A 16,170-nucleotide genomic window follows, 5' to 3' on the forward strand; every position below is an offset into this window, starting at 1 on the left:
TTGTGTCGCCGCGACCGGAGGCAGACCGGGCACGGCGTAGTGGTGGCCTTCATGACCGGGTATGAGCTTCGTTACGGACCGCTGTCGCCCGGCCTTCCCCAGCCGGGCGACAGCGGTGACTCGGAGGTGATTCAGGTGGTACCCGGCTCGACGCCGGTGGGCTCCCGCTCGGCGCGGAGCACCGTGATCGCGGACTCGAAGTCCTCGAGGGACTCGAACGCCTGGTAGACGCTGGCGAACCGCAGGTAGGCGACCTCGTCGAGCTCGCGCAGCGGGCCGAGGATGGAGAGCCCGACCTCGTGCGCGTCGATCTCGGCGCAGCCGGTGGTGCGGATCGCCTCCTCGACCTTCTGCGCCAGGCGGGCCAGGTCGTCCTCACCGACGGGCCGGCCCTGGCAGGCCTTGCGCACACCGTTGGCCACCTTGGCACGGCTGAACGGCTCGGTGGCGCCGGACCGCTTGACCACGGTCAGGCTGGCCGTCTCGAGCGTGCTGAAGCGGCGGCCGCACTCGGGACACTGCCGGCGCCGGCGGATGGCGGCACCGTCGTCGGTGCTGCGGGAGTCGACGACCCGGGAATCGGTGTTGCGGCAGAAGGGACAGTGCACGGCGCGACTCCTCCCGGGACACTCGCAGGGCCGGGCCGAGATGGCACCGGGACGCCCTGTGGGTAACCGTTGACTGGTTGTTGACTAGATGTGGAGCTTCACAGCTCTGTAACTACTACATCTGGGGGTAACGCTAGGCCTGTGGCCGACGCGTTGCAAGCCGGTCCCATGGCTCGGACAGCCCGCCCGGCCCACTGCGGCGACGCCCCAGGATAGGTTCCGGACAGGATCCCCGGGGCCGGTTCTGCATTCCCCGCACCTCCTCGGGCGACCCGCACTCCTGCGTGCGACCTGCGTCTTTACCGGCCTCACTCACCCACCCGAGTGACTACCGGCCGCAACTATAAAGCTACTTTCAGCCACCATCGAGGGGTGTCCGCATCGCGGGACACGCCCGGCGGAACAGTGGCGCGATCGACACTGACGCCCTACATCTTGTGGCCCGCGCTCAGCACCGACCGAACATGCGCAGTTAACTGCCCGGAAGGGCGATGCGCTGCCCGGCCCCCACGGCCGCACCCGGCAGGGCGTTGAGCTCGATGATCTCGGCGACGGTGTCGCGCCGGTCGGTGCCGGGCGCGACGTCACCGGCGATCTCCCAGAGCGTCTCGCCCGGGAGCACCCGGTGATAGCTGACCGGCACGTGGCCAACGGCGGAGCCCGCCTCGGCGGGACGGGTGAGCAGCAGCACCCCGGCCACCACGGCGACGACCCCGAGCAGGAGCACACCTCCGCGCACCACCAGGCGGCCACGCCGGGTCAGGCGCAGCGGCGGCGGCCCGGACAGCGCCCGCTCGTTCTCCCCCACCACCCGCAGCCGGGGCCGGGGGCGAGGGTGGGGCGACCCGGCCAGCAGGGGGTGCACCGGACGACGGTCAGAACGGCCGGAGCGCATGCGCGGCGCGACCCGGGACCGGGCGGACGGCGAAGCGGACATCAGGCTCATCCTGGACTCCAATCGGTGAGCGAGAGAATCATCTTCGAACACAGGTTCGATCGAACAGGTGTTCCATGTCTACCACTCGAGCCCGGAAAACTCGCGACACGTTCGAACACTTGTTTGAAAGTGTCGCCGGGCTTTCCTAGGGTGATCACGTCCGGTGGACTGCCGGGCACAGGGTCATGGAGGTGGCAGATGGCGAACAATCCGACCGCCGGCGCGGCGGAACCGGAGAAGGGGGGCGCTACGGTGCGCACGCTCCCCGACGGGCCTCCCGACGGCGACGGTCTGACCGTGCGCCAGCGGCGGGTGCTCGAGACCATCCGGGAGACCGTCGACCGGCGTGGCTACCCGCCGAGCATGCGCGAGATCGGTGAGGCCGTCGGCCTGACCAGCCCGAGCAGCGTCGCCCACCAGCTCACCAGCCTGGAGAAGAAGGGCTTCGTGCGCCGCGACCCGAACCGGCCGCGCGCGATCGAGGTGATCATGCCGGGCGAGCGGGGCGAGCTCGACCGCACGTCCGCCTTCGGGGCCGACGCCGGTGGCGAGACCCAGCCGGCGCCCTCGTACGTGCCGCTGGTCGGCCGGATCGCTGCCGGTGGCCCGATCCTCGCCGAGCAGGCCGTGGAAGACGTCTTCGCCCTGCCCCGCCAGCTGGTCGGCGACGGTGAGCTGTTCCTGCTGAAGGTCGTCGGTGACTCGATGATCGACGCGGCGATCTGCGACGGCGACCTGGTCGCGGTGCGCCGCCAGCCGGTGGCCGAGAACGGTGAGGTGGTGGCCGCGATGATCGACGGCGAGGCCACCGTCAAGACGTTCAAGCGCAAGGACGGCGACATCTGGCTGCTCCCGCACAACGAGGCCTACCAGCCGATCCCGGGCAACGACGCGACGATCCTGGGCCGCGTGGTCGCGGTCATGCGCCGCGTCTGATTCAGCTCCTGCCGCGAGCACACCCGAACGGCCTCCGCACGGAAGCGGGGGCACCCCATGGGCCGAAGCCGGCTCCGCCTGGCCTGTGCGGAGCCGGCTTCGTCGTGTCCGGGGCAGCTGCACGAGCTCACCCCAGGGCCTGTCCAGTGCCCTTCGCCCGTGAACGCCACCGGCCGGGTGTCTGATATCTCACCGGGTCCGATCAGGGGTTTGACCGGCCGCGGCGCTTTTCCGGCCTCGGCGCCGCGCTACTGTCCTGCGGACGTCAAGCGTGTTTCACCCAGGTTGCACGAGTGGTGACGGGCGGGAACGGCGTCGCTGAAGTCTCTGGCAGATACGTGTCACCGACCCGGCCCGGGCTGATCCCGGCCGGCCGGACAGGAAGGATCGCTGTGCCCGATCCCGTGGTTGTCGACCTCACGGTCGTGGAACTCGACTCGGCCGTGCGCGCCGTCGTCGCCCAGCAGCTCCGGCTGCCCACCGCCGAGCTCTCCCCCGGCGCGCCCGTGCGGCTCGACCTGGACGAGGCCGAGCGCCCCCAGCTGCTGACCGCCATGGGCGAGGTGTTCGACGCGACCTTCCCCGACGACTTCCTCGACGGCGTCCACACGGTCGCCGACCTGAGTGACGCGGTGCGGGTGTCGCTCCGGGCCTGAGAGCCCGGGAAAGCCCGACCTCCCGAAAAGCCCGGAAGCCCTGGAGCCCGGGAAACCCGGAAAGCCATGCAGCCCGGCCTGCTCGAACAGGCCGGGCCCGCTGCCCTCAGGCGTCGTCGGCCGCCTCGTCGATGCGCCGCAGTGCCTTGAGCACCACGTCCTTGTCGGTCGTGGTCCAGAACGCCGGCAGCGAGGCCCGCAGGAAGTTGCCGTAGCGGGCCGTGGCCAGGCGCGGGTCGAGCACCGCGACCACCCCCTTGTCGCCCGATGACCGGATCAGCCGCCCCACCCCCTGTGCCAGGCGCAGCGCCGCGTGGGTCGCCGCGACCGACATGAACCCGTTGCCCCCGGCCTTGGCCACGGCGCGCTGACGAGCCGAGGCCAGCGGGTCGTCGGGACGTGGGAACGGGATCCGGTCGACCACCACCAGCTGGCACGAGGGCCCGGGCACGTCCACGCCCTGCCACAGCGTCAGTGTGCCGAACAGGCAGGTGCGCGGATCGGCGGCGAACTCCTTGACCAGCGTGTTCATGCTGTCGTCGCCCTGGCACAGGATCGGCACGTCGAGGCGTTCGCGCAGTTCCTCGGCGGCGGCCTCGGCGGCCCGGCGCGACGAGAACAGCCCCAGCGTGCGCCCGCCGGAGGCCTTGATCAGCTCTTCCAGCTCATCCATGGCCTGCGTCGGCGTGCCGTCGCGACCGGGCTGGGGCAGGTGCTTGGCCAGGTAGAGGATGCCCTGCCGGGGGTAGTCGAAGGGGCTGCCGACGTCGAGCCCCGTCCACTCCGGGGCCCCCTCACCGCCCAGCCCGACCCCGCCCGCAGCCGAGTCGAAGTTGCCCCCGATGGTCAGCGTGGCCGAGGTCAGCACCACCGTGCGGCTCTCGAACAGCCGCTCGCGCAGCAGCCCGGCCACCGACAGCGGCGCCACGTGCAGACCGACCCGTTCGCCCCCGTCGGGCCGCCGGGTGCGCGAGACCCAGATGACGTCGTAGGCCTGGGCCTGCGCCGCGGCCTGGATGAACCGCTCGGCGACGTCGAAGACCTCCTGCACGGCGGCCCGCGCCACCTGCAGCGCGCCGTCGCCCTCGCCGCCCTTCTCGTCTTTCGAGAGCTGCTGGATCGACGACGTGACGGCCCGGGCGTTGTCGCGCACCGAGCTGATCGCGGCCAGGAGCCCGTCGGGGACACCGTGTTCGAGGCGCCCGGCGGGCAGGTCTTCCAGCACCGCCTCGAGCGTCTCGCCCGCCACCTCGAGCAGCGTGGTGTCGCCGACACCGACCCGGCGGGCGCCGCGCGAGGCCGATTCGATCATCGGGCCGGTCATCTCGTCGGTGGTGACCGAGGTGACCCGGTCGGCGAACTCGTGCGCCTCGTCCAGAATCAGCACCTCGTGCTCGGGCAGCATCTGCCGGCCCTCGAACGAGTCGATCGCCACCAGCGCGTGGTTCGTCACGACGATGTCGACGTCGCGAGCGCGCTCACGCGCCAGCTCCACGTGGCAGTCGCCCGCCATCGGGCAGCGCGAGGCGCCGAGGCACTCGTGGGCGCTGACCGAGACCTGCCGCCAGGCCTTCTCGGACACGCCCGGCACCAGCTCGTCGCGGTCACCGGTGCGGGTGGTCTCGGCCCATTCACGCAGCCGCACGACCTCCCGCCCGAGCTTGCCCGCGGCCGCGCTGTAGGTCACGCCGGTCACCGGGGCCGGGTGGGAGACACCCTTGTCGGTCTGGTCGTGCAGCGGGAGTTCCGACGGCGCGTCGAAGAGCGTGTCCTCGTCGGGGAAACCACCGGCCAGCTTGTGCACACAGACGTAGTTGCGGCGCCCCTTCACCAGCTGCCAGCTCGGGGAGCGGCCCAGCTTCTCGGTGAGGGCGCCGGCCAGGCGCGGCAGGTCGCGCTCCACGATCTGTGCCTGCAGGGCCAGCGTCGCGGTCGAGATCACCACCGGCCGTTCGGAGTTCACGGCCTTCTTGACCGAGGGCACCAGGTAGCCGAGCGACTTGCCGGTGCCGGTGCCGGCCTGCACGAGCAGGTGCCGGCGGGCGTTGATCGCCTCGTCGACGGCCTCGGCCATCTGCACCTGGCCCTCGCGCGGCACCCCACCGATCTCGGCGACCGCGGCCGAGAGCAGGTCGGTCACCTTGCGCCGGCGGCCCTTCGAGGATGTCTTCGACGACGGACGCGCCGGTGCGGTTCCCGGGGACCCGTCACCTTCGGGAGCCGAGGGTTCTGCCGCGGTCTCCGCGTCGTCTTCAAGCTCGTGGTTCCCAGGTGTCTCAGGTGACGCATCGGGCTCCGTCCCGATCCTCGTGTCCTGCTCGGGATCGGTGCTGGAAGCCATCGGACCAGCCTAATGGCCCGTCGGCCAAAGACCTGAATGTGCCGCTCCGGCCCCCGGCAAAGCGCCCTCGTACTGCACCTTTGTCCTTAGCTGCCGAGCAGGTGTCCTCGGCTGCGTCGTGGGGTTCGACCGCGGCGCAGAGGTCCTGGACCGCGGCGCGGGACGACGAGGCCGCAGACCGGCGTACTGGAGGAACGTGCGGATGAGCACCACCCGGCAGGCCGACCAGTGGGCTGCCCGTTCCGGCGACTGGGCCCGGTACCAGTGGGCCACGTCCGGGTTCACCGGCTGGCGGCTCGAGACCGGCGACGCCGCGCACGTCCCCCGGGTGCGGCACCAGGTGATGGCCGCACTGCGGCTGCGCGCCGCCCTCGGAAGCGACCTGGACTCGGCCGAGATCGTGGTGGCCGAACTGCTGAGCAACACGCTCGCCCACACCACCGGACCGGCCTGGCTGACTCTGAGCTGGAACGGGCCGCATCCCCTGCTCAGCGTCGCGGACAGCGGACCCGGCTTCGACCGGCTGCCCACGCTGCCCGACGACGCGCTGGCCGAGGGCGGGCGGGGGCTCTACCTGATCGCGCAGCTCACGCACGACCTGGTGGTGACCCCCCGCCCGTCCGGCGGCAGCGTGGTCTCGGTGACGCTGAAACTGCGCCACCGGTAACCCCTTACGCCACGGGCGTGCCCGTGCGGTACGACGCGAGCAGGTGGGCCAGCCCGGAGTTCACCCGCGCGGTGATCCGGGTGCCCTCCGCGACGTGCTCGGAGTTCAGCACCTCGCCCCGCTCGTGGATCTTGCTGACCAGGTCGCCCCGGTCGTAGGGAACCAGCACGTCGATCTCGACGTCGGGGCGGGGCAGCTCGTCCTGGATCAGGTCGAGCAGCTTGTCGACCCCCTCGCCGGTGCGCGCCGACACCGCGATCACCCGGGGCTCGCGCAGCACGATCCGGTTGATCACCTCCGGGTCGGCGGCGTCGATCTTGTTGATGACGACGATCTCCAGCGGCACGTCGCCCTTGAGCTCGGCCAGCACCGAACGCACGGCGCTGATCTGGCCCTCCGGGTCGGGGTGGCTGCCGTCGACCACGTGCAGGAGCAGGTCGGAGTTGCCGACCTCCTCGAGCGTCGAGCGGAACGCCTCGACCAGCTGGGTCGGCAGGCTGCGCACGAACCCGACCGTGTCGGCGAGCGTGAACTCGCGACCGTCCGGGGTCGACGCCCGGCGGATCGTCGGGTCGAGGGTGGCGAACAGCGCGTTCTCCACCAGCACCCCCGCGCCCGTGAGCCGGTTCAGCAGACTGGACTTGCCGGCGTTGGTGTAGCCGGCGATGGCGACGCTGGGCACCGCGTTCCGCTTACGCGAGTCGCGCATCGTCACCCGGGACGTCTTCATCGCCGCGATCTCACGCCGCAACTTGGCCATCTTGGAGCGGATGCGCCGGCGGTCGAGCTCGATCTTCGTCTCACCGGGACCACGCGAGCCCATGCCGTTACCGGCACCCACCTGGCCACCGGCCTGGCGGGACATCGACTCACCCCAACCACGAAGACGCGGCAGCAGATACTCGTACTGGGCGAGCTCGACCTGTGCCTTGCCCTCCTTGGACTTGGCGTGCTGGGCGAAGATGTCGAGGATGAGCGCGGTGCGGTCGATGACCTTGACCTTCACCACGTCTTCCAGGCCACGGCGCTGCGAGGGCGAGAGCTCGCCGTCGCACACCACGGTGTCGGCGCCGCTCGCCTCGACGATGACGCGCAGCTCGTCGGCCTTGCCCTGGCCCAGGTAGGTGCCCGGGTCGGGCGACTGGCGACGCTGCATCACGCCGTCGAGAACCTCCGAGCCGGCCGTCTCGGCGAGGGCCGCGAGCTCGCGGATCGAGTTCTCCGCGTCGGTCGCGGTGCCGGTGGTCCAGACCCCGGCCAGCACGACCTTCTCGAGGCGCAGCTGCCGGTACTCGACCTCGGTGACATCCTCGAGTTCGGTCGACAGCCCGGAGACCCGGCGCAGTGCCTGGCGGTCCGCCAGATCGGTCTGGTCGCCGTCGTGCTCACCCCAGCGTGTGGTTCCCTCGGCGAGCGCGGTCCCCTGGCGGGACAGGATGCGCTCGACGGCGTCACTGCGGTCGGCGGTGCTGCGATCCTTGTTACTCAGGGCATCCTCCGTAGTTCGGACTGGCTGGACTTACGGCATCCAGCCTGACACGTCAACACCGCAGGTGGCGACTGAGATTCCCGGCGCTTCGCCCGGTGGCTCTATCGTGTACGCGCGATGACCAGCGAATCTTCCGAACCTCACTACTTCCGCACTCCTGCCCGGCCGTCGGCCCGGCAGGACGTCGAGATCACCCTGGCCGGCCGTGAGGTCACGGTGACCACGGCCGGCGGCGTCTTCAGCGGTGACCGTCTCGACCTGGGCACCCGGGTGCTCCTGCGCGAGGCGCCCACTCCCCCACCCACCGGTGACCTGCTCGATCTCGGGTGCGGCTGGGGCCCGATCGCGATGACGCAGGCGCTGCTGTCGCCGGAGGCGAAGGTCTGGGCGATCGACGTCAACGAGCTCGCGCTCGAGCTGACCGGCCTGAACGCCCGCCGCGCGGGCGCCCCGGTCACCGCGGTGCTGCCCGATCAGGTGCCCGACGACGTGCGGTTCGCCGCGATCTGGTCGAACCCTCCGATCCGCGTGGGCAAGGCCGAGCTGCACGCGATGCTGCTGCGCTGGCTCCCCCGCTTGCTGCCCGAGGCGTCCGCGCACCTGGTGGTGCAGCGCAACCTGGGGGCCGACTCTCTGCACGGGTGGCTGCAGACCGCCCTGCCCACGGGCTGGACGGTGGTGCGCGCGGGGAGCGCCAAGGGTTTCCGGGTCCTGCGGGTCACGGCTCCGTCGTCGAATTGAGGACGTCGTGGTGCCCCGGGGTGCCGGGGTGCGCCTGAGGCGCACCCCGACTTCTCAGGAGACCACCACGTCCACCAGCTCGCCCTCGGCCACGATGACCGCGGGCCCCGTCAGCTTCGCCGAATCACCCTCGCTGGACGTGCCTTCGGCGTCGACGTAGAGTGTGCCGCCGGGGACGTCGACGCGCCAGTGGTCGGGCGCGAGGTCACCGCCCCAGGCCCGGGCGGCGATGGCGGCGGCGACGGTTCCGGTTCCGCAGGAACGGGTCTCGCCGGAACCACGCTCGTGCACCCGCATCCTCAGGTGCCCCAGCTCGTTCTGGATGCTCTGGTCGTGCATCGGCACCACGATCTCGACGTTGGTGCCGTGCGGCGGGGCGGGCTCGACGACCGGCGGAACGGTCAGGTCGAGGGCCTCGAGGGTAGCGACGTCGGGCAGCACGACCACGACGTGCGGGTTGCTCAGGGCCACGGAAAGGCCTGGCAGGGGAGGCATTCCGGGGAAGGTGACCGTGACGTCGCCGCCCGCCGTGACCGCGGCCGGGCCACCGGCGACCTGCCAGGCGCCCAGGTCGATGCTGAACAGGTCGCCCCGGCGGCTCACCGGCAGGACGCCGCCGCGGGTGGTGATCGCGACCTCGTCACCGTCGCCGAGGGTGATCCAGCCCCGGCGCAGCAGGTGGGCCACGAAGACCCGGCTGCCGTTGCCGCACATCTCGGCCGCGCTGCCGTCGGAGTTCCAGTAGTCCATGAACCACTCGCCGGCCGCGTCCTGACCCGCGGCGGCGCTGCGCACCACGCGGATCACCCCGTCGGCGCCCAGACCGGCCCGGCGATCGGCGAGGTGCCGGATCAGCTCGGGCGTCAGGTCGAGGGTGCCCTCGGGGTCGTCGAGCAGCACGAAATCGTTCTCCGTGCCGTGGCCCTTCACGAACGTCGTCACGGGGTAAGGCTACGCGGGCCGGCGATCGCCGCGAGCGCCTGCTCCTTCAGGTCCGGGGCGTCGTACGGCAACCAGGTGACCCGGGTGTCCCGGCGGAACCAGGACTCCTGCCGCCGGGCGAACTTGCGGGTGGTGTTGACGGTGTCGACCTGGGCCTCGACCTCGTCGAGCTCGCCCTCGAGCATGCGCAGCACCTGGGCGTAGCCGAGGGCGCGGGGCGCGGTCCTGCCGTCGAGCAGGCCCTCCGACACCAGCCGGACCGTCTCCTCGACCAGCCCGTCACGCCACATGCGCACGACCCGGGCGGCGATCCGGTCGTCGAGTTCCTCGCGGGGGGCCAGCAGGCCGATCTGCACGGCGGGGGTGTCGTACTCCGGCCTCGGCAGGGTCGCGCTGAACGGACGGCCGGTCAGCTCGATCACCTCCAGTGCCCGCACGATGCGGCGCAGGTTGCCCGGCAGGATCGCGATCGCCGCGGCCGGGTCCTGGGCGGCCAGCCGGCGGTGCATCTCCTCGGCGCCCGCCTTCTCGCCCTCACGCTCCAGGCGCAGGCGCACCCGGGGGTCGGTCGGCGGGATCTCGAGCTGGTCGAGCACCGCGCGGACGTAGAGGCCGGAACCGCCCGCCAGGATCGGCACCTTGCCCCGGGCCTGGATGTCGTCGCGGGCGGCACGGGCCTCCCTCTGGTACGCGGCGAGGCTCGCCTCCTCGGTCACGTCGAGCACGTCGAGCAGATGATGAGGGACGCCCCGACGCTCGGACGGCGGGAGCTTGGCCGTGCCGATGTCCATGCCCCGGTAGAGCTGCATGGCGTCGGCGTTGATCACCTCGCCGTCCAGGGCCTCCGCGAGATCCAGGGCCAGGTCTGATTTTCCGCTGGCGGTGGGACCGACCACCGCGATGACGCCAGGGGTGTTCACGCTCTCCTCGTTCATGCCCGGAAGTCCCAGCCTGCCACCAGATAGGCGACGCCGAAGGGGGCTCCCTCGTACCGCAACGTGCTCCTGCCCGTGCTGCTTCCTGTGCCTGTTGCTGTGCCTGCTGCTGCGCCTACGGCTGTTCCGGCGCCTGCTCCCGTGTCGTCGCTGCCCGCGCCTGCTCCCGCGTCGTCGCCACCTGCGCCTGTTCCCGTGTCGTCGCTGCCCGCGCCTGTTCTCGTGTCGTCGCTGCCCGCGCCCGTTCCCACGTCGTCGCCACCTGCGCCCGTTCCCACGTCGTCGCCACCTGCACCCGTGCTCCGGAGTGCACCGGCGGCGACCTGCCAGGCGACCCGGCCCCGGCAGCCCAGCTCGACGGCGAGGGTGGGGTCGATGGCCGCGAGCCGCTCCGGGTCGAGCGCGCCGAGGGCTCCGGCCACTTCGGCGTCGAACGCGGACGCGCGGGGATCCTCGAAGCCCGGCGACCGGATGCCGCGCCGGTTGCTGCCGTCGCCGAGCACGAGCCAGGCCGCGTCCGGACCGGCCTCCTGCGCGAGCTCACGTCCCAGCCGCAGACATTCATCGGGGGACGCGGCGGCCGAGACCTCCTGCACGATCAACCGGGTGGGCGGCTCGTTCTCGTCGGCGCGTTCGTTCTCGCCGGCCCGCCAGCTCTCGCCCGCCTGCCGGTTCTCGCCCGCCCCCCGGTTCTCGCCCGCCTGCCGGTTACTGTCGGCCCGCTGGTTCTCGCCCGCCCGCTGGGTCTCGCCGACCTGCCAGTTCCTGTCAGCCCGCTGGTTCTCGCCCGCCCTCCGGTTCACGCCGGCCCGGTCGAGCAGCCAGCGTCCGATGGTCAGGGACAAGGGGAGTTCGGGGACAGTTGCCTCGTCGTGCTCCCGCGGCGCCTCGACCTCCGCGCCGTAGCCCGCGAGGGTGCCCCAGGCCCCGGCCGCGTGACGACGGGTCTGCTCGCCCGGGCCGACGAGGACCAGCGTCCGAGGCCCCGGCGAGCTCATGATGCGGACGGAGGCCTCTGCCCCAGAACGGGTTTCGGACCGGTTCTCGGTGACGGACGCCGCCGTGGGTCGTCGTAGCGTCTGGATCAGGGCGGCCACCTCTTGGTCACACGCGTGCAGGAGAGGCCCGGTCTGGGCGGCCAGCGATTCCCCGGCGCCGGCGGCCATGCCGTCGCTGTCACCGATCGTGGGCCGGAACGGCCGAGCCATCTCCGACCCCACGACCCCGCTGACTCGGCCGCCCTTGCTTGCCTCAGTGACCGACACCGCCCACCCGTCAACAGCCTCGCCCGGCACAGCTCGCTCACCGACCGGTACGCCCGTGAGTTCCGGGACCAGCAGCGGGGGGCAAGGGACGAACGCAGCGACGAGCACCACCCGACCCTAACGCCGGTGACGTCATGCCGCCGTGCACCACCAGCTCGTAAGCACCTGCCCTGCCCTGCCCAGCCCTGCCCAGCCCTGCCCTGCCCAGCCCTGCCCTGCCCAGCCCTGCCCAGCCCTGCCCAGCCCTGCCCTGCCCAGCCCTGCCCAGCCCAGCTCTGCCCAGCCCTGCCCAGCCCTGCCCAGCCCTGCCCTGCCCAGCCCTGCCCTGCCCAGCCCTGCCCAGCCCGCAGGACCGGGCTCCCGCTCATCTGCCCCGGCACAGACCCGGACCCCTGCCCACTCATGGGATCAGGCCCACGCGACTCATGATCGCCACCGCCTCGGTGCGCCCGGACGCCCCCAGCTTCGCCAGGACGTTGGACACGTGCACACTCGCCGTCTTCTCGCTGATGTGCAGGCGCTCGCCGATCGCGCGGTTGGTGAGGCCTTCCGCGACCAGCGTCATGACCTGGCGCTCGCGCGGAGTCAGCGAGGCCTCGATGGCTTGTGAAGTCGTGGCGGCCCCAGACGTTGCCGAGCTCGTGGGCCCGGCCACCGCGGACCCCCTTCGCTCGCTCTCGCCGCCAGACGCTGCTCCGGCGCCCTGCCCGGCGGGCAGGTCGGGCTCACGGGCCGATTCGGCGTCGGCCGGCAGGGGTTCGAGGTCGAGCCCGGCCTTCTGGGCCAGCTTCTCGAGCTCGCCCAGCAAGGGTTTCGCCCCCAGCTCCGCTGCACACCGGCGGGCGGCGATGATGTTTTGCTCGGCCTCGTGCGTGCGGCCGTCGCGCACCAGCACCTGCGCGGCGCGCCACTGGGCCCGGGCCACCTCGAACACCGAGACGCCCTCGAATGCCCTCGCCAGCTCCAGCCAGCCCTCCGCCTCGGCGATGCCCTGGGCGCGGGCCCATTCCATCTCCAGGCGCAGAATCCACGCGTTGCCCTCCGGCCCCATCACCCCGCGCCGTGGGAGCCCGAGTCTGGCGCGGGTGCGGCCGTCTTCGAGGAAGTATCCGATCTCGGCCAGGGTCTGGCGCTCGGCCTCCAGATCACCGGCACGCCGTGCTTCTTCCACGCCGTCGGCCAGCGCACTGATGGCGCGGGTATCGGTCTCGATGCCTGACAGGTGCCAGTGCTCGGCATCGGCGAGCGCATAGCCGAGTGCCAGGCGAGCCTCGGCCGCCGCCTCTTCCCACCGCCCCAGCCAGTTCAGGGCCTCGGCCCGCGCCTTGAGGTGCACCGGCCGTTCCCAGGCGTCGTCGACCACGACCAGCCACTCGTCGGCGCGCAGCACCTGCTCCGGATCGCGAGTGGCAATCACCGGAAGCTCGAACAGCTTCAGGTGGGTGACCAGCGCCATCGGCAGCCGGGACGCCCCCATGTCGGGACGGACCACTTTCAGCGCTCGCTCGACGTCACCGGCGTGCCAGAACGTGAGAATCAGCAGTTGCCGCGCGTTGGCCCCGTAGACGCTGGCGGCCAGGCCGCTGGAGTCGGCGGCCTCGATCGCGGTGAGGAGATCGGCGATGCCGGCCGTGAGGTCGCCCTGGTCAAGGTGATTCAGGGCGAGGTTGTAGTGCACGCGAACAGCGCCGGCCGTGTCACCGGACAGCTCGGCCGCGGCCTTGGCCAGCCGGAAGGACCTGGCCGAGTCTTCGTCTCGACGCAACATGCCCTGGGCCACGGCCTGGGTGGTGAGGAGCTCGACCTGCAGGGCGGTCATCCCCAGCGCCTGCGACTCGGCCAGTGCCTGCACCACCGCCTTCAGGGCATCTTGCGGATTGCCCGCGCCGAGATGCGCACGCGCCACGATCGACCAGGTCAGCGCTCGGGCCGACGAGGGATCGCGATCGTCGGCCAGGTCGTTGATCACCCGCAGCGCCTGCTCGAGAGCCTCTTCCGGACGGTCGGCGAGAAACGTGTGCAGGGCCAGCGCCGCCCGGGCCCGGGCCATGGCGACCGCATCTCCCTCGAGCTCGGCCTCGCCGGTCGCGGCCTGGGCCAGGCCGACGGCACGCTCCAGCAGCCCGGCGTCACTCGCCACGCTGGCCGCCCGCAGGCTCACGTCGCTACGGGAGGTGTCGTCGTCGCGCTGCTGCGGCGGAACGACATCCCACAGCTGAAGCGCCTGTTCGTAGTGCTGCAGCGCTTCGGCGGGGGCGTTGGCACAGGCCGCGAACCAGGCGGCCCGCAGCGAGGCGTTCAGGGCGCTCGGCATGTCGTTGGCGGCCAGGCTGTGCCGTGCCGTTTCCGCCGCGATGCCGCGCGCCCCGGGGCTGGCCATGAGCGGACGCAGGTAGTCGGCAATGCTCTTGTGCAGCCGAACCCGCTCTCCGGGCAACAGGTCTGAGTAGATGGCCTCTTGCAGGAGCGCATGCCGGAACCGGTAACGGTCGAGATCTTCCGGCACCAGGACCTGCTGGGCGACCGCCTCACGCAGGGCACTCTCGAGAGCATCCGGATCGAGCCGGTCGTGGGCATCCGGACCACTGAGGATCGCGCGGAGCAACGCGTCTCCGATACGCGCCGAGCTGTGCACCGACGCCAGCCGCACCACTCTCTGGGCGGGCGCCGACAGCTGCTCCAGGCGGTCGAGCAGCAGATCGGTGAGCCCCTCGGGCAGGCGGCCGCTCTCTCCGGCCGCGAGGAGTTCTTGTGCGTAGTAGGGGTTTCCGGCAGAACGGGCCACGATTCGCCTCAGCAGCGCCGGCTTGACCGGGCCACCGTTCAGACCGGCCAGCAACTGGCCCAGTTCTGTGTGCGACAGCGGCGGCAGATCCATCTGCTCGACCCGCGGCAGGCGGGTGAGCTCTCCGACCAGGGGCCGAAGCGGATGCCTGCGGTGCAGGTCATCGGCCCGGTAGCTGACCAGTACCAGGAGGTGGTCGGGACCGAGCCGGCTGAAGAGGAAGCGGACCAGGTCGCGGGTGGATGAGTCGGCCCAGTGCAGGTCTTCGAGCACCAGCAGCAGCGGTGCGACCTCAGACCCGATGCGACTCAGGACGTGGGCGACGGACTCGAACAGAGCCAGCCGGTCGAGCCCCGCCTCGCCGACACTGCGCAGTGGGACGTCGGCCGCCGCGCCGACGATCTGCGCCAGCCCTGGCCGCTCGGCCGAGACCTGCCGGATGATCTCGGCCGTGCGGCTCTTCTCGGCGCTGTCCCGCTCTCCCCACCGGAGCGGCTGGCTGAGGGCCTCGGCGAACGGCAAGTACGGCAGGGACCCGGTGCCCAGGTCGACACACCGGCCGAGGAGCACCTGGAACCCCGTGGCCGTGGCATGCTGAGCGACCTCGGTGAGGGTGCGGGTCTTGCCGACCCCGGCATCCCCACCGACGATCACCCCGGTCGCAGTACCGGAGCGGGCCAGGCCCATCAGCTCCCGGAAGCGCTCCAGCTGCCCGACCCGCGCGACGAAGGGCGCGGCAGAACCGACGAAAGCCACGCCATCCATCGTGTCACCTCCCCCCAGTTTGATGCCTGCGAGTTGTTCGCCCGTGGGACGACTTCTCAGAGCTGACGACACCGCTTACTTCTTCTTGCTCGCGGCACGCTCCTGCTTGCGGCTCTGCCGCCGGTTCTGCCACCGCGTCGCCTCTTCGAGCAGGCGCTGCTGCCGGTAACGCATCTCGGCCTCCGCGTTGCTCTCGAGCCGCTGGTAGGGCAGCGAGACTCCACGAGCGATGCCGACCGTCGACGTGACGGCGAGGTCCGAACGAAAACCACTGAATGACGTACCCATCACACGTGCCCCCAACCGGTCTGGTGTCTGTCTTTCTCGGTACATCCAGATTCCGGCTAAGGCCCCACCTCGCGGATCGGGCAGTCACGCAGTCCTGATGGTCGGCAAACCTCAGATTTTCGTGGTCGGCGGTCTAAGGGCCTTAGGGCGAAGACCGCCGACTAAGGCTCAGCCATGGGCAGACCGAATCGTTGCTCAGCTCGTCAGGATCTCTTCGAAGACCTGGGCATAGCTGGGATGCGCCAGGTCCAGCCTCGCGAGCTCGGGCAGCGCCACCCACCGCATGTCGTCGTGCTCGGCCGGCTCCCGGTTCACCGGCGTGCCGAGCCAGGTCCGGACCACCCAGATGCCCTGCCGGAGAACGCCTTCCGGGGCGTCCTCGGCTCCGCCGCGGATGCGCGCGTGAGGCTCCGCATCAAACGCGCGGATCTCGACGCCGACCTCTTCCCGCAGCTCGCGGCGCAGGGCATCCGTCTCACTCTCGCCAGCTTCGACATGTCCACCCGGCAGATCCCAGACGTTCGGGTACCAGCGTCGGGAGGGCGACCGGTGACAGAGAAGCAGGTGGCCTTCTTCGACCAGGGCCGCGGTCACTACCCGATGGATGGTCACACAGCTCCTCTGCCAAACGCAGAAGTGGCGGCCCGCGCCGCCTTCTTTCGAAGGCGGGGGCCGCCACTTCTGTCTTTCAATGATTGTCCGGCGATGTCCTACTCTCCCACACCGTAACCAGTGCAGTACCATCGGCGCAGGCAGGCTTAGCTTCCGGGTTCGGAATGAGACCGGGCGTTTCCCTGCCGCTATGATCGCCGTAA

14 protein-coding genes and 1 rRNA gene are annotated in these 16,170 nt (G+C 71.2%); 4 read left to right on the plus strand and 11 right to left on the minus strand.

The features are described 5' to 3' along the window. Positions 1-131 precede the first annotated feature (131 nt). Positions 132-608, minus strand: coding sequence for a transcriptional regulator NrdR (gene nrdR, locus J2S57_RS01795; protein WP_307237487.1), 477 nt, complete (start codon positions 606-608; stop codon positions 132-134). 472 nt (positions 609-1,080) lie between these two features. Further along, positions 1,081-1,545: a LysM peptidoglycan-binding domain-containing protein gene (locus J2S57_RS01800; RefSeq protein ID WP_307237490.1), complete on the minus strand. Its 465-nt coding sequence runs from the start codon at positions 1,543-1,545 to the stop codon at positions 1,081-1,083. 198 nt (positions 1,546-1,743) lie between these two features. On the opposite strand from J2S57_RS01800, the gene lexA reads away from it, so the two are divergent. Then, complete coding sequence (gene lexA, locus J2S57_RS01805) at positions 1,744-2,481, plus strand: transcriptional repressor LexA (RefSeq protein WP_307237493.1); 738 nt, start codon at positions 1,744-1,746, stop codon at positions 2,479-2,481. A gap of 392 nt (positions 2,482-2,873) precedes the next feature. After that, complete coding sequence (locus J2S57_RS01810) at positions 2,874-3,137, plus strand: hypothetical protein (RefSeq protein WP_307237496.1); 264 nt, start codon at positions 2,874-2,876, stop codon at positions 3,135-3,137. Between the two features lie 106 nt (positions 3,138-3,243). Here the strand turns inward: J2S57_RS01810 and J2S57_RS01815 are convergent, their stop codons facing one another. Further along, positions 3,244-5,478: an ATP-dependent DNA helicase gene (locus tag J2S57_RS01815; protein WP_307237498.1), complete on the minus strand. Its 2,235-nt coding sequence runs from the start codon at positions 5,476-5,478 to the stop codon at positions 3,244-3,246. A gap of 202 nt (positions 5,479-5,680) precedes the next feature. Between J2S57_RS01815 and J2S57_RS01820 the strand changes: the two genes are divergently transcribed. Further along, positions 5,681-6,145: an ATP-binding protein gene (locus tag J2S57_RS01820; protein WP_307237501.1), complete on the plus strand. Its 465-nt coding sequence runs from the start codon at positions 5,681-5,683 to the stop codon at positions 6,143-6,145. 4 nt (positions 6,146-6,149) lie between these two features. Here the strand turns inward: J2S57_RS01820 and hflX are convergent, their stop codons facing one another. Continuing rightward, positions 6,150-7,634, minus strand: a complete 1,485-nt coding sequence (hflX, locus tag J2S57_RS01825) for a GTPase HflX (RefSeq protein WP_370882545.1) — start codon at positions 7,632-7,634, stop codon at positions 6,150-6,152. A gap of 117 nt (positions 7,635-7,751) precedes the next feature. Here hflX and J2S57_RS01830 point away from each other — a divergent pair, with 117 nt between their 5' ends. Then, entirely contained in the window at positions 7,752-8,375 is a 624-nt protein-coding gene (locus J2S57_RS01830) for a class I SAM-dependent methyltransferase (protein ID WP_307237507.1), read from the plus strand. 54 nt (positions 8,376-8,429) lie between these two features. Here J2S57_RS01830 and dapF read toward each other — a convergent pair whose 3' ends face one another. From dapF to rrf, 7 genes are all read right to left on the minus strand, one after another. Further along, a complete protein-coding gene (gene dapF / locus J2S57_RS01835) occupies positions 8,430-9,317 on the minus strand; it encodes a diaminopimelate epimerase (RefSeq protein ID WP_307237510.1) in 888 nt (295 codons plus the stop codon). Then, positions 9,314-10,252, minus strand: a complete 939-nt coding sequence (gene miaA, locus J2S57_RS01840) for a tRNA (adenosine(37)-N6)-dimethylallyltransferase MiaA (protein ID WP_307237513.1) — start codon at positions 10,250-10,252, stop codon at positions 9,314-9,316. The genes dapF and miaA overlap by 4 nt, the downstream gene beginning before the upstream one ends. Then, a complete protein-coding gene (locus J2S57_RS01845) occupies positions 10,249-11,460 on the minus strand; it encodes a class III extradiol ring-cleavage dioxygenase family protein (RefSeq protein ID WP_307237517.1) in 1,212 nt (403 codons plus the stop codon). Before J2S57_RS01845 ends, miaA begins: the two co-directional genes overlap by 4 nt. 457 nt (positions 11,461-11,917) lie before the next feature. Beyond that, positions 11,918-15,067 carry a helix-turn-helix transcriptional regulator gene (locus J2S57_RS01850; RefSeq protein ID WP_307237520.1) on the minus strand — a complete coding sequence of 1,050 codons (3,150 nt, stop codon included), beginning with the start codon at positions 15,065-15,067 and terminating at the stop codon, positions 11,918-11,920. Between the two features lie 75 nt (positions 15,068-15,142). Next, positions 15,143-15,355, minus strand: coding sequence for a hypothetical protein (locus J2S57_RS01855; protein WP_307237522.1), 213 nt, complete (start codon positions 15,353-15,355; stop codon positions 15,143-15,145). A 195-nt stretch (positions 15,356-15,550) separates the two neighbouring features. Continuing rightward, positions 15,551-15,967, minus strand: a complete 417-nt coding sequence (locus J2S57_RS01860; RefSeq protein WP_307237525.1) for an NUDIX domain-containing protein — start codon at positions 15,965-15,967, stop codon at positions 15,551-15,553. Between the two features lie 85 nt (positions 15,968-16,052). Beyond that, positions 16,053-16,169: ribosomal RNA gene (rrf, locus tag J2S57_RS01865) — 5S ribosomal RNA — on the minus strand. Position 16,170 lies beyond the last annotated feature (1 nt).

The organism is Kineosporia succinea (genome assembly GCF_030811555.1).
Lineage (GTDB): Bacteria > Actinomycetota > Actinomycetes > Actinomycetales > Kineosporiaceae > Kineosporia > Kineosporia succinea.

Bases quoted from the DNA above. Each gene is read 5' to 3' on its own strand.
- J2S57_RS01800 (WP_307237490.1), bottom strand. From the start codon at position 1,545: ATGTCCGCTTCGCCGTCCGCCCGGTCCCGGGTCGCGCCGCGCATGCGC.
- lexA (WP_307237493.1), top strand. From the start codon at position 1,744: ATGGCGAACAATCCGACCGCCGGCGCGGCGGAACCGGAGAAGGGGGGC.
- J2S57_RS01815 (WP_307237498.1), bottom strand. From the start codon at position 5,478: ATGGCTTCCAGCACCGATCCCGAGCAGGACACGAGGATCGGGACGGAG.
- J2S57_RS01820 (WP_307237501.1), top strand. From the start codon at position 5,681: ATGAGCACCACCCGGCAGGCCGACCAGTGGGCTGCCCGTTCCGGCGAC.
- J2S57_RS01830 (WP_307237507.1), top strand. From the start codon at position 7,752: ATGACCAGCGAATCTTCCGAACCTCACTACTTCCGCACTCCTGCCCGG.
- miaA (WP_307237513.1), bottom strand. From the start codon at position 10,252: ATGAACGAGGAGAGCGTGAACACCCCTGGCGTCATCGCGGTGGTCGGT.
- J2S57_RS01845 (WP_307237517.1), bottom strand. From the start codon at position 11,460: ATGGCTCGGCCGTTCCGGCCCACGATCGGTGACAGCGACGGCATGGCC.
- J2S57_RS01850 (WP_307237520.1), bottom strand. From the start codon at position 15,067: ATGGATGGCGTGGCTTTCGTCGGTTCTGCCGCGCCCTTCGTCGCGCGG.
- J2S57_RS01855 (WP_307237522.1), bottom strand. From the start codon at position 15,355: ATGGGTACGTCATTCAGTGGTTTTCGTTCGGACCTCGCCGTCACGTCG.